Origin of the sequence: Blautia sp. JLR.GB0024, from assembly GCF_037000545.1 — a bacterium.
Lineage (GTDB): Bacteria > Bacillota > Clostridia > Lachnospirales > Lachnospiraceae > Blautia > Blautia celeris.
In genome coordinates this window covers 312,101-324,656 of record NZ_JBANBF010000001.1, presented here as the reverse complement: position 1 = coordinate 324,656, position 12,556 = coordinate 312,101, and the positions used below count along the sequence as shown (strand labels likewise).

General features: G+C 49.6%; 10 protein-coding genes, 1 pseudogene and 2 riboswitches. Of the genes and pseudogenes, 3 read left to right on the top strand and 8 right to left on the bottom strand.

Going from position 1 to position 12,556, the window contains the following annotated elements; genetic code table 11:
* Positions 1-29: 29 nt before the first annotated feature.
* A riboswitch (ZMP/ZTP riboswitch) is annotated at positions 30-109 on the bottom strand.
* Between the two features lie 91 nt (positions 110-200).
* The 8 genes and pseudogenes from thiD to V8Q34_RS01390 all read right to left on the bottom strand — a co-directional run bounded on the left by thiD (position 201) and on the right by V8Q34_RS01390 (position 7,367).
* Complete coding sequence (thiD, locus tag V8Q34_RS01425) at positions 201-1,010, bottom strand: bifunctional hydroxymethylpyrimidine kinase/phosphomethylpyrimidine kinase (RefSeq protein ID WP_335834656.1); 810 nt, start codon at positions 1,008-1,010, stop codon at positions 201-203.
* Positions 1,007-1,657 carry an HAD family hydrolase gene (locus V8Q34_RS01420; RefSeq protein WP_054351115.1) on the bottom strand — a complete coding sequence of 217 codons (651 nt, stop codon included), beginning with the start codon at positions 1,655-1,657 and terminating at the stop codon, positions 1,007-1,009. The genes thiD and V8Q34_RS01420 overlap by 4 nt, the downstream gene beginning before the upstream one ends.
* A complete protein-coding gene (thiE, locus tag V8Q34_RS01415) occupies positions 1,654-2,313 on the bottom strand; it encodes a thiamine phosphate synthase (protein ID WP_335834653.1) in 660 nt (219 codons plus the stop codon). The genes V8Q34_RS01420 and thiE overlap by 4 nt, the downstream gene beginning before the upstream one ends.
* Positions 2,300-3,124, bottom strand: a complete 825-nt coding sequence (gene thiM / locus V8Q34_RS01410; RefSeq protein WP_335834652.1) for a hydroxyethylthiazole kinase — start codon at positions 3,122-3,124, stop codon at positions 2,300-2,302. Before thiM ends, thiE begins: the two co-directional genes overlap by 14 nt.
* A 66-nt stretch (positions 3,125-3,190) precedes the next feature.
* Positions 3,191-3,298, bottom strand: a riboswitch (TPP riboswitch).
* Between the two features lie 55 nt (positions 3,299-3,353).
* Positions 3,354-4,883 carry an ATP-binding cassette domain-containing protein gene (locus tag V8Q34_RS01405; protein ID WP_335834651.1) on the bottom strand — a complete coding sequence of 510 codons (1,530 nt, stop codon included), beginning with the start codon at positions 4,881-4,883 and terminating at the stop codon, positions 3,354-3,356.
* 285 nt (positions 4,884-5,168) lie between these two features.
* The gene (locus V8Q34_RS01400) at positions 5,169-6,410 is read right to left on the bottom strand and encodes a sensor domain-containing diguanylate cyclase (protein ID WP_227211133.1); all 1,242 of its coding nucleotides are present in this window, start codon (positions 6,408-6,410) and stop codon (positions 5,169-5,171) included.
* 123 nt (positions 6,411-6,533) lie between these two features.
* Positions 6,534-6,998, bottom strand: a pseudogene (locus tag V8Q34_RS01395) (YbaK/EbsC family protein); the annotation flags it as partial.
* Positions 6,999-7,013: 15 nt separating this feature from the next.
* Complete coding sequence (locus V8Q34_RS01390) at positions 7,014-7,367, bottom strand: arsenate reductase family protein (protein WP_033140491.1); 354 nt, start codon at positions 7,365-7,367, stop codon at positions 7,014-7,016.
* A gap of 274 nt (positions 7,368-7,641) precedes the next feature.
* On the opposite strand from V8Q34_RS01390, the gene pflB reads away from it, so the two are divergent.
* The 3 genes from pflB to V8Q34_RS01375 all read left to right on the top strand — a co-directional run bounded on the left by pflB (position 7,642) and on the right by V8Q34_RS01375 (position 12,239).
* A complete protein-coding gene (pflB, locus tag V8Q34_RS01385; protein WP_335834649.1) occupies positions 7,642-9,867 on the top strand; it encodes a formate C-acetyltransferase in 2,226 nt (741 codons plus the stop codon).
* 19 nt (positions 9,868-9,886) lie between these two features.
* Positions 9,887-10,654 carry a pyruvate formate-lyase-activating protein gene (gene pflA / locus V8Q34_RS01380; protein WP_335834647.1) on the top strand — a complete coding sequence of 256 codons (768 nt, stop codon included), beginning with the start codon at positions 9,887-9,889 and terminating at the stop codon, positions 10,652-10,654.
* A 151-nt stretch (positions 10,655-10,805) separates the two neighbouring features.
* Positions 10,806-12,239 carry a PucR family transcriptional regulator gene (locus tag V8Q34_RS01375; RefSeq protein WP_187370525.1) on the top strand — a complete coding sequence of 478 codons (1,434 nt, stop codon included), beginning with the start codon at positions 10,806-10,808 and terminating at the stop codon, positions 12,237-12,239.
* Positions 12,240-12,556 lie beyond the last annotated feature (317 nt).

The window sequence follows — 12,556 nt, the reverse complement described above, 5'->3', positions numbered from 1 at the left end:
TCATTAAAAAAAGCCGGTCCTATCCAGACAGCTTCTGCCCAGACGGTCGGCTAAATCAACGTTATACTCCCTGTGGTTCATTCCACTTCCGCCAGTCATATAACACTTGTAGTATAAAGCATTTTTTTAAGAATTGTCAATAAAAGGAATGGAACTTTTATGTTCTTTTTAGTATACATTGCTGCAGAAAAGATTACTTATTACCGGAATGGATAGCCATTTGCAAAAGGCGGTAATCTGTACATGTGGTTCAAAGGACCACTGCCCGCACCCAGATTAAGTCCATCCTGCAGCGCACCGGTCAGATAATTTTTTGCGTTCTTAATTGCTCTTTCCAGGGCGTATCCGGCGGCAAGATTGCAGGCAATAGCCGAGGAAAGTGTACATCCTGTTCCGTGTGTATTTGGATTTTCTATCCTCTTTGAAGAGAACCAGATGTATTTTCCTTTCTCATACAGCAGGTCATCAGCTCCATCTGCCAGATGTCCGCCTTTTAAAAGGACAGCGCCGGAACCGTAACACGCTATTTTTTCTGCTGCCCGCTCCATCTCACACGGTGTACTGACAGAAAATCCGCAGAGTGCCTCCGCCTCCATAAGATTTGGTGTCACCACTGCTGCCAGAGGAAAAAGCTCTTCTTTCAGAGCTTCCTGCGCATCTTTGGACATGAGTCTGCTGCCGCTTGTGGAAATCATGACCGGGTCTAAAACTACATCCTGTACCTGGTATGTTTTCAGCTTTTCTGCAATCACACGGATAATCTTTTCATTGGGTATCATACCGATTTTTACTGCATCCGGACGAATATCCGTAAAAACACAGTCCATCTGTTTTGCCACAAACTCCGCATCTGTTTCCCGGATGCCGTATACGCCTGTTGTATTCTGTGCCGTGAGAGCTGTGATCACACTCATGGCGTACATTTTATGAACGGTTATTGTCTTAATATCCGCCTGTATCCCGGCTCCTCCGCTGCAGTCCGAACCGGCGATCGTCAATACCTTTTTCATCTGTTTTTCCCCCATTCTTCCCAGCTTTCAAGATAAATATCTGCCAGTTTCAACAGTTTTTCTCTGTCCTTTTCCGAATAAAAATCGCGTATAACTGCCACTGTAAACCCGGATTTTTTTGCTGTCTCTGCGGCAAAATATGCATCTTCAAACACCAGAGTTTCTTCTTTTTTTGTACCTAAAATCCCCATCGCCAGCTCATAAATGCGCGGATTTCTTTTGCCTGCTCCGGCCTCTGTACAGGTGAGAAGGCCGGTAAAATATCCATCAATCCCATTATTTTTAAGAGCTGCCTCGATCAGAGGTCTGTCCGTAGATGTGGCAATGCACATTCTGACATTACGGCTCTTTAAATCCTCCAGTACCTGCAGAACGCCCGGTTTTATCCGAATCACTTTTTCATAACAGTCATATATCATCCTGTTGAATTCGTCAATGATCTCATCGCGTTCCAGGCGGATCCCGTAACTGCTGCGAAAATACTCTGCGGATTCCTCCATGGTCATGGTCTCCAGCTGCTCCTTCGTATCCTCCCCGGGTCTGATCCCTTTCCGCCTCAGATAGATTTCCCCTGCCCGGTCCCACAGCCCCATAGAGTCGAACAGCGTACCGTCCGCATCGAAGACAGCCCCTTTTATTTCTCTCATTTTTCTGTCATCTCCTTCGCCAGAGCCAGCAGCTCCTCACAGGCTTTTCTGATATCCGGCTGTCCGTAGATACCGGATATGACAGACACTCCGGCGGCACCGCTTCCGGCAAGCTGCATCAGATTCTCTCTCTTGATCCCTCCGATAGCCACAACGGGAATGGATACAGCCCGGCAGATTTCCTGCAGTGTTTCCCGGGATATCACATCTGCATCCTCTTTTGTAGAGGTAGAAAATACCGCGCCGACTCCCAGATAATCCGCGCCCATTTTTTCAGCCTGCAAAGCCTGTTCCACGGTTCTTGCAGAGACGCCTATGATCTTGTCAGGGCCCAGTTTTTCCCTGGCGCTTCCCGCCTCCATATCGCTTTGTCCCACATGTACCCCGTCCGCGTCCACAGCCAGCGCAATACCCACATTGTCATTGATAATAAAGGGCACGCGGTAGCTGGCCGCCAGCGCCTTCATGTCCTTTGCCTCGCGCAGGAACTCATCATCCGGCATATCCTTTTCCCTGAGCTGCAGAAGCGTGATACCTCCGTCCAGGGACGCCTTAACCTGTTCGTAAAGTGTCATTTTCCCCACCCAGGACCGGTCCGTAATGGCATACAAAAGCAGGGCACGCCTCACCAACTCTCTCTTCTCAACGCAATTCATATTTTGCTCCTCTCTCCAGCTCCCGGCCGGTCAGTTTATATACTTCATCGATCAGGTGATTCCTGCAGCCTGCGTTGCCGCTGTTCTCCTCTACCATTTTCTCATATGCCTTCTCCCCGCACAGGCCCATGGTGATGACAGCAGCAGCCACGGCCTCCAGCTTTCTGTCAGGATTGGCAGCCAGATAGGCTGCGGTGAGGGAGCTTAACATACATCCGCAGCCAGTGATCTTTGCCATGACGGGATGCCCGTTTCTGATTATGTATGTGTTTTTTGTATCTGTCACAATATCCACTGCGCCGCTTATGGCGATCACAGCTCCTGTCCTTCCTGAAAAGTCTCTGGCCAGCGCTATGGTCTTTTCCATATTTTCCTCTGTCACAGCATCCGCTGCGTCGGCATCCACACCTTTGGAGCTGTTTCTGCCTCCGGAAATGGTCTTGATCTCAGATATATTTCCCCGGATGGCAGTAAATGGAATCTCCCTGAGCAGCTCTTCTGCTGTCTCCCGGCGGTATGTGGATGCGCCGGCTCCCACAGGGTCAAGCACAATGGGACGGCCAAAACCCGCAGCACTTTTTCCGGCCAGAAGCATGGCTTTTACAGAGCGCGGATGGAGAGTTCCCATATTGATATTTAAGCCGTCGCAGAGACGCCCCATTTCCTCTGCTTCCTCCTCCCCGTCCGACATCGTCGGGGAAGCGCCGCAGGCCAATGTAATATTGGCGCAGTCATTTGCAGTTACATAATTGGTGATGTTCTGAATCAGAGGCGATCTTTCTCTGACATTTTCCAGTATTTCTCCCAGCATTTCTGTTCTCCTCTCTGCATCCTGACAGGGCCGCCGAACACAAAAAGGGAGACGCCAACACGTCTCCCGGAATCGTCCTTCTCTCCCTACGCTGGCATTACCCATATCAGGTTAAAGGGTCGAAGTTGATTACTTCCTCTCAGCCTGCCGCTACAGGCTCCCCTGATGAATTAACTGACTATAAGGATACCACACCTGCCTGTATCTGTCAAATACTCCCTGTCTATCCTCATTTCTTCTCCAGCCCTCTGTCTGTGAGTTCATAGATGGTATCGCACACCTCCTCCATATATTTCCTGTCATGGGAGATACTGATGACTGCCCCCTCAAAATCAGCCAGCAGTTTTCGGATGACCGGCCCAGAGAGCGGTGAAAAGTTTCTGGTCGGCTCATCCAGAAGGAGCACATTGCTGCCGTCCAGGCTCATTTTCAGAAAGAACAGCTTTGCCTTCTGTCCGCCGGAAAGCTGGGAGATGCAGTGGTCCATCTCATCCGCCGTGTATTTCATACTGCCCAGATAGGTGCGTATCCTGCTGATTTCTTCTTTGTCACCCGTCTTCTCAAGAAATTCCGGCGGAGTCCTGCTGCCGTCCATTTTTTCCTCATAGTTCTGCGGCATATAAGCGGCCCGGATATCGGTACGCCCCTCCATGGTTGCAGCAATTTTTTTAAGAAGTGTTGTCTTTCCCGTACCGTTTGCCCCGGTAATGCAGATTTTTTCCGGTCCTTTTACAGTCAGATGAATCTGTGTTGAGAGCAGCCTGTCTCCAACCGCGAGTCTGTCGAGAGAATACTCCAGCACTGTCTTACCGTTTGGAATGGAGGTGCCCTTTTGAAAACGGATAAAAATGGCATCCTCTGTCTCGGGTATCTCCGTCCTGTCCTCCGCCTCCCTCTGATACCGGCGTTCCATGGCTTTTACCGCATGCATTTTCTTTTTCAAAAGCTTGCCTCCGTGAGGATTCTGCCGGCTGATATTTCTCTGGTCACTCTCCACTTTCTGCTGGATCCTGCGGAACCGTTCCTCCTGTTTTTCAGCTTCCTCCCGCTCTTTTCTTGCGATGCGTTCCTGATTGGTGAGCCCTCTTGCCCTGTTTTCCATATACGTTTTGTAGTCCATCTTTGCCACCGTGTACCTGGGCTTTGTCTTTCTGTTGATCTGCTCCAGATGAATGATGACATTGGCTGTGCGCTCGATTAATGTCTCATCATGGGAGATATAGAGGATGGGAATATGACTGCTGTTCATAAACTGTTCCATCCACTCCAAAGTCCTGATATCAATGTCATTGGACGGCTCATCCAGCAGAAGGATATGGGGATTTCCCATGAGGATTCCCGCCATCTGCAGCTTGATTTTCTCTCCGCCGGAGAGCTCTCCCATCTTCTGCTGGGAATAGTAAATATCCGCCGGTATTCCAAGCTCCCTGCTTATCTTTGACAGCTCTTTGGGGGACATATTATAAAAGTCTGATTCTTCCGTGAAATACTCCCAGATGCTTTTCTCCCGGTTCCGCTCTTCCAGCTCCTGGGGCAGATACCCTGCCTTTATGTGGTTTTTGACAATCTCCCCTGTATACTCTGCGTAGGAGTCCACCAGAGCCGGGTCATAGATAAGCTTTAAAAGGGTGGATTTTCCGTTTCCCTCCTCACCGATCATGACTGCCCTGTCCCCCTTGTTCAGTACAAAAGAAAAATCCTCCACCAGGGTTCTCATATCTTTTTTATGTGTAACAGTCAGATTCTTAATCTGCAGCATTATGCATACCTTCTTTCCTGATATAAAAAGAGCCTGCTTCTCCACCGGAAAAACAGACTCTTAAATACGCGCACCCATATCGGGTTCGCTGAAGATATCATCATAGGGATACCATTCTCCAGTCAGTCTACTCTCCGGCAACGAAAACAGACCTGCTGTGCAGGTAATGCTCTGTCTTCCATGCTCCGAATCATAAACTACTGAATCATCCTATCCCTCTTTTCTTTTTCATTCTTTAAGCAGAATACTCTGCAGATTTCATTCTATATTATGCAGTACGCCCTGTCAAGCGTCATTTTCACTGTATACCCTGAAGGAGCGTTTTCCTGCCCGCTTTGCCTCATACAAGGCCTCATCGGCACGCCGGTACATCTCCTCATAGGAAAGCTTACTGCCGGTCTGGTAAGATACACCTGCGGACAGAGTCACATTGTACTGCTCCACGCTCTCGTCCTGCAGCGTGTATGTGACAAGCTGCTGCAGCCGTTTCAGACAGACGCCCTTATCCCTGACATCCTCCAAAAATACCATAAATTCATCTCCGCCGATACGGGCACAGATATCATTTTTCCGGAAAGTGGACTGCAGGGCACAGGCTACCTGCAGAAGAATGTTGTCGCCAAAGGGATGCCCGTAGGTGTCATTAAGCATTTTAAATCCGTCCACATCCAGCATGATCATCATACAGGAGGTGGTCTGTTCCATACTTTTCAGCCGCCGTTTGATAAGCCGCTCCCCTGACCTGCGGTTGTAAATACCGGTCAGACAGTCCTTTTCCGCTCCCTGTCGATAGTAAATCTCCCGCATGGTCTGCTCATGGGTGTCCAGCATTCTGCCGATTTTTCTGTCAAAGCCGCCGTCCTTCCCCTTAAAATGTGCGATCTGGCATCTGGTCCACAGGTTATTGCCTTCCCCGTCCACCATGACCACATCCTGCTCTTCCTTGTCAAAGCTCTGTTCCTCCATGGGATAACTGTGCACAAAGAGCTTCACCTCTCCCTTTTTCTCACAGTTTTCACACATAAAAGGAATGAAATCCTTCTTCCTGGGCGGTCTTCCGAAGCGCTGCTCAAAGCAGCCATAGACATCAATGGTACAGTCTTTGCAGTGTATGTCAAAATCCACATCATTTGCCAGCGTGGTGAGTACCCTCTGCAGATGATCCCTGCGGTTCACCAGCTTCCGCAGCCTGATTTTTTCTGTAGCGTCCACGAGAAAGACGTAAAAGTAATACTTTCCGTTCTCCTCCTCCACCAGGCGTCCGTAGTCCTCCACCCACAAAACCGTTCCGTCCTGGCAGCAGATTCTGTATTCCACATAATCGTATGTGTCTGACGCGATCTGCGCCATGATCTCGCTCTCCACCCGTTCCAGATCCCCGGGATGCACCATTCCCCGGAAGGAACCGCCTGTAAGTGCCTGGAAAGCCTCCATATCCCTGCACCGGAAAAGTTTTAATACGTTCTCATTGACATAGGTGATCTTCTCGTCGCCATCAGCCTCATAGATAAAAAAGCCCCCCGGCATACGGGACAGATACTTTTTTGACGGTTCCGGCACTGACGGCGTATCTGGCACAGATGGCATTTCCGGCACTGACGGCGTTTCTGACTCAGACGGCTTTTCCGGCACAAACGGCTTTTCCGGCTGCCATCCCCGGCATACATCGATCCATTCCCGGCTGCCGGCGTATTTTTCCAACTCGCCCGGTGTCAGCTCTATGGCGCTGCTGGCACTTCCGCAGGCCGGAAATACTGTCTTAAATCTCTTCAGGGAAATATCTAAAAACACCTGTACATCAGCCGGGATCCCGAAGGGGCATACTCCGCCCACTGCATGTCCTGTCCTTGTTTCCACCTCATTGGGAGAAAGCATTTTGGCCTTTGTATGAAAATAATCCTTGAACTTTTTGTTGTCCACCCTGGCGTCCCCTGCCATCACCACAAGGACCGTCCTGCCGTCAACCAAAAAGGACAGGGTTTTGGCAATGCGTTCCGGTTCGCATCCGGCAGCCTTTGCTGCCAGCTCCACGGTAGCTGAGGACTGGGAAAATTCCATGATCCGCTCCTCCATGCCAAAACCTCTGAAATACTCCTTTACTTTTTCAATTGCCATTTCCGCACCTCTTTTTTACAGACCGAGCTTTTCCATCCACTCTTTTTCCTTAAACCCCGTGACAACAAAAGATTCTCCCACCAGCACCGGACGCTTCACCAGCATACCATCCGTGGCAAGCAGGTCAAGCTGCTGCTCCTCGCTCATTTCCGGCAGCTTATCTTTCAGTTTCAGCTCCTTGTATTTCATACCGCTGGTATTAAAAAAACGTTTCAGGGGCAGACCGCTTGCGTGATACCAGGTCTCCAGCTCCTCCCTGGTGGGATTCTCTTCTATAATATGGCGGTCCTCAAACTCTATCCCCTTCTCTATAAGCCATTTCTTTGCCTTCTGGCAGGTGCTGCATTTTGGATACTCTATAAATAACATATGTGTAATGCCTCCTTTTTATGGTTCTAGTTTATCATTATACTTTCACGCTTTCAACTACAAAAAACCTTCTTTGCCTTCTCTCTTTGTATTTTATTCAATACTTTTTTAATCCAGATTGACAACAGACTATTGGCTGTGCTATTTATATAGCATAGGTTACATTTTGTATACAATATACAATTTGGAAATATCTGGTAACCTTTTTCTTCGAGGCTGCTGCACATATTTTTGTCAGCTTTGATTCATGATTACAGCAGGAGGTAAATACTTTATGAGAACAGAATGGAAAAGCTTTACAGGCGGTGCCTGGGAAAAAGAGATCAATGTGCGGGATTTTATCCAGCAGAATTATACACCATATAAGGGAGACGGAAAGTTCCTTAAAGAGGCCACAGAGGACACCAAAGACCTGTGGCAGCAGGTTCTTGCCCTTATGAAAGAGGAGCGGGAAAAGGGCGGGGTTCTGGATATGGACACCAAAACCGTCTCCACTATCACTTCCCATGGCCCCGGATACCTGGATAAAGACAAGGAAAAGATCGTGGGCCTGCAGACAGACAAGCCGCTGAAACGCTCCATGCAGCCATACGGCGGTATCCGTATGGCAGTCAAAGCCTGCGAGGACAATGGCTACCATGTGGACCCTGAGGTTGTGGAGTATTTCACCACTCACAGAAAGACGCACAATGCCGGTGTGTTTGACGCCTACACCCCTGAAATGCGTGCCTGCCGTTCCAATCATATTATCACCGGACTACCGGATGCCTACGGCAGAGGGCGTATCATCGGCGACTACAGAAGGGCTGCCCTCTACGGTGTGGACCGCCTGATCGAGGAGAAAGAGGAAGAAAAAGCCACCACACGCAGCATTATGTATTCCGATGTTATCCGTGAGCGCGAAGAACTCTCCGAACAGATCCGCGCGCTGAAAATGTTAAAGGAACTGGCCCGCATTTACGGCTGCGACATTTCCAAACCCGCTGAGAATATTCTGGAGGCCACACAGGCACTTTACTTTGCCTACCTGGCAGCCGTGAAGGAACAGAACGGGGCAGCCATGAGCCTTGGCCGCACTTCCACGTTCCTGGATATCTACGCAGAGAGGGATTTAAGAGAAGGGACCTTCACGGAATCCCAGATTCAGGAGATCATTGACCAGTTTATCATGAAGCTCCGCCTTGTCTGCTTTGCCCGCACCCCTGACTATAACCAGATCTTCGCGGGAGACCCTACCTGGGTGACAGAATCCATCGGCGGCATGGGACTGGACGGCCGTCCTCTGGTGACAAAAATGTCCTTCCGTTACCTTCATACCCTGGACAACCTGGGTGCTGCTCCGGAACCGAACCTGACTGTTTTGTGGTCCTCCGGGCTTCCGGAAAACTTCAAGGAATACTGCGCCGAAATCTCCATCCGCCACTCTGCCATCCAGTATGAAAATGATGATATCATGCGCCCGGTACACGGGGATGACTACGGCATTGCCTGCTGTGTATCCTCCATGCGCATCGGCAAAGAGATGCAGTTCTTCGGTGCCCGTGCCAACCTGGCAAAATGTCTGCTCTATGCCATCAACGGCGGTGTAGATGAGGTTTCCGGACAGCAGGTAGGCCCAAAATTCCGCCCTGTCACATCTGAATATCTGGATTATGACGAGGTGATGGAAAAATACAGAGACATGATGAAATGGCTGGCAGGTGTCTATGTGAACGCTCTGAACATCATCCATTACATGCATGACAAATACAGCTATGAACGCCTGCAGATGGCGCTCCATGACAAGGAAGTACGCCGCTGGTTCGCCACCGGAATCGCCGGATTTTCCGTTGTGGCGGACTCTCTCTCCGCCATTAAGTATGCCAGAGTAAAGCCGGTCCGCAACGAACAGGGAATCGCTGTTGATTTTGAGATCGAAGGAGATTTCCCCAAATACGGAAACGATGATGACCGGGCAGATGAGATCGCCCAGGAGGTGCTTCATACCTTTATGCAGTATATCAAAGGCAACCATACGTACCGCGGAGGTGTCCCCACCACATCCATCCTGACGATCACCTCCAATGTGTCCTACGGCAAAAACACCGGCTCCACCCCGGACGGCAGAAAAGCCGGAGAAGCCTTCGCCCCGGGTGCCAATCCCATGCACGGACGTGATACCAACGGCGCGATCGCATCCATGGCCACGGTTGCCAAAATGCCGTTCATGGATGCCCAGGACGGTATCTCCAATACCTTCTCCATCGTACCGGATGCCCTGGGCAAAAACGGAAATGCAGAGAAAAATCTGGTGGCACTTTTGGATGGATATGCGGCAAAAGGCGGGCATCACCTGAACGTAAATGTATTCAACAGGGACACACTTCTGGACGCACAGAAACACCCGGAAAAGTATCCGCAGCTCACCATCCGTGTATCCGGTTATGCTGTAAACTTTATCAAGCTGACCAAAGAACAGCAGGATGAAGTGATCTCCAGAACCTTCCATCAGAATATATAAAGGAAAGGCAGGTGTCCACATGAAAGGATATATCCACTCTCTGGAAAGCTTCGGAACCGTGGACGGCCCGGGAGTCCGCTATGTGGTATTTTTCCAGGGCTGTCCCATGCGCTGTCTGTACTGCCACAATCCTGATACCTGGAACCCCGGGGAGGGCCGGCTCATGGACACAGAGGAGATCATAGCCTCCGTGAACCGGAACCGTGCCTTCTATTCCACGGGCGGTCTTACCGCCACAGGGGGAGAGCCGCTTCTGCAGCTTTCCTTCCTGACAGAGCTATTTGAAAAGGCAAAGGCACAGGGTATCCACACCTGCCTGGACACCTCCGGTGTTACCTTCCGAGGCGGCAGTTCAAAGTACCTTGGGAAGTTAGACCGGCTCCTAAAGTCCACGGATCTGGTCATGCTGGACATTAAGCATATCCACGATGAAGCCCACAAAAACCTGACTGGGCATTCCAACAAAGATATCCTTCAGTTCGCCGGATATCTGGATGCGCACCGGATTCCCCTCTGGGTCCGCCATGTGGCGGTTCCCGGCATTACCTGTGACCGGGAATCCCTCCGTTCCCTTGGAAAATTTCTCGGTACCCTTAAGAATCTGAAAGCCGTGGAGGTTCTTCCTTATCACTCCATGGGGAAAATCAAGTACGAGAATCTGGGACTTAAATATCCTATGGGCGATACAGAAGAGGCAACAAAAGAGGATGCCAAAAAAGCATACGAAATCATTCTGGACGGAATGGAGAGCGTGACCCATACCAGGTTCGTCTCCCATTTCACCTGACACTTTGACCCGCCGGATTTTCCTTCTCCGGCGGGTTTTTTGCCGCTTTCTCTGCCGACACCTCTCGACTTTTTCTGCAGATTGTATTATACTTTGATATAAAGCTGCATATCATCATAACCTGCTTATGCAGAACAGGGGGATTTTTATTATGAAACTGAGTATGTGGATGATAGCCAACAGGCTCAAACCGCTGAATCCTGAGTTCCAGATCAGCGATGGTTCGCCTGCTGTTTTAAAGAGTGCCCGGCGTGCCTATGCCACCAACTGCGTTTATGTGTTTCCCAGCGGAAACGACGTTATCTGCCAATGGGAAAACGACACCATCAGACTGAAAGATATACAATTTGACGAAGCCTTTGAAATCATTCAGGGCATCTTTGATTTTTATGAGGACTGGGATGCCGCCATCGTCTCAGCCGCGGAACAGGGGGATTACCAGAAGATCCTGGATGAAAGCTGGCACTGTTTCCACAATCCCATGGTCCTGCTGGACGCCAACTGCAATGTTCTTGCATACAGCCAGCAGTATAAAGAGGTTTATGTGGACGAGGAGTGGGCACACCTGATGGAATACGGCTGCAGCTCCATTGACAGCATCCGTTTTATGAGACGTGACTGCACAGACCAGAACTTTTTTAATGTGGGGGCCACCAAATATCATTTTGACAGGAAAGCACTCTCTGACTGCCTCTCATCATTTATCTATTATGACCGTGCCCAGTGCGGACGGATCACCTTGGTGGAACGAAACCGAAAGCTCAATACCGGGGACTGCCAGCTTCTGGACCATATCACACGGCTTCTTGCTGTTTCCATGGGAAAAGCAGGGCCTGCCGCGCCTCCGGATGGTGACCATTACAGTGTATTCCGAGATTTGATCAAGGGGATTTCCGTCAGTGACAGAGAGCTTGGACGGCAGTTGGAAGTCAATGACTGGTCCACAGAGGATACCTACGGCCTCTGGGTGTTTCACGGGGAAAACGGGGTTCTGGAGGAACAGGTGCTTCTTCTGGCTGCCCACATGATATCCCAGCAGCTGCCCCACTGTGAGATCTTCTGCCTGGATGGCAGCGTAGTGCTTCTCTATAATGAAAAACGGGAGACCTCTGACACTTTAAAACACCGCCTGAGCCGCCTTGTGCGCCATAACCATATGCGAGCCGGCATCAGCCTTCCGTCCTGTTTCCTAAAAGACATTCAATATCACTACAAACAGGCACTTTTTGCCCTGGAGGAAAAGCTTCCGGACAAACATTACTATGATTTTTATCCCAGGGCCATTGACTACATAATCAAAAACAGTGCCCCTGATGTCCTTCTGGCGGCCTGCCATCCGGACATCATCCGGTTTCACCGACTGGATCTGAATCAGCCCACAGAACGGGTGCGCACCATGGCGGCTTATCTGAACAATGAGCGCTCTCTTCTTCACACTTCCGAAGAACTGTTTGTCCACAGGAATACACTGGTGTACCGAATCAAAAAAATAACGGAGGAGCTTAGCTGCAATCTGGAGGAAGGTTATACCCGTGATTATATGAAGCTCTCCATCCGTATCCTGAAACTTTTCGGCTGTATTTAATGCCGCACATCTGCCGGCTGTCATCGCAGGAGTCTGTTCCCTAGACGTGTACAGACTTCTGCAATTTTTTTAGTTTTCTGCACATCTCTGCCATTTTTCTTATGCAGTACGAATAATCACCTGTTTTTCCATAAAATTTCGTATTTCCCAACTGTAGTTTTTATATCTCCTTTTTCTTATAATCTAAGTATAGTAGTTGTTCGGTAATTCTGCAGAACATTCAAACAATATATGCAGAACACTGATTTTGCTGTTATTTCCGGAAAATGCGAAACCAACTGACCGCAGCACAAAAAGAGAGAATGAAAAGAAAAAGG

Coding starts and splice junctions, on each gene's coding strand:
- V8Q34_RS01390 (WP_033140491.1), bottom strand. CDS start 7,367: ATGTTATTTATAGAGTATCCAAAATGCAGCACCTGCCAGAAGGCAAAG.
- V8Q34_RS01405 (WP_335834651.1), bottom strand. CDS start 4,883: ATGCTGCAGATTAAGAATCTGACTGTTACACATAAAAAAGATATGAGA.
- pflA (WP_335834647.1), top strand. CDS start 9,887: ATGAAAGGATATATCCACTCTCTGGAAAGCTTCGGAACCGTGGACGGC.
- thiD (WP_335834656.1), bottom strand. CDS start 1,010: ATGAAAAAGGTATTGACGATCGCCGGTTCGGACTGCAGCGGAGGAGCC.
- pflB (WP_335834649.1), top strand. CDS start 7,642: ATGAGAACAGAATGGAAAAGCTTTACAGGCGGTGCCTGGGAAAAAGAG.
- V8Q34_RS01375 (WP_187370525.1), top strand. CDS start 10,806: ATGAAACTGAGTATGTGGATGATAGCCAACAGGCTCAAACCGCTGAAT.
- thiE (WP_335834653.1), bottom strand. CDS start 2,313: ATGAATTGCGTTGAGAAGAGAGAGTTGGTGAGGCGTGCCCTGCTTTTG.
- thiM (WP_335834652.1), bottom strand. CDS start 3,124: ATGCTGGGAGAAATACTGGAAAATGTCAGAGAAAGATCGCCTCTGATT.
- V8Q34_RS01400 (WP_227211133.1), bottom strand. CDS start 6,410: ATGCCGGGGGGCTTTTTTATCTATGAGGCTGATGGCGACGAGAAGATC.
- V8Q34_RS01420 (WP_054351115.1), bottom strand. CDS start 1,657: ATGAGAGAAATAAAAGGGGCTGTCTTCGATGCGGACGGTACGCTGTTC.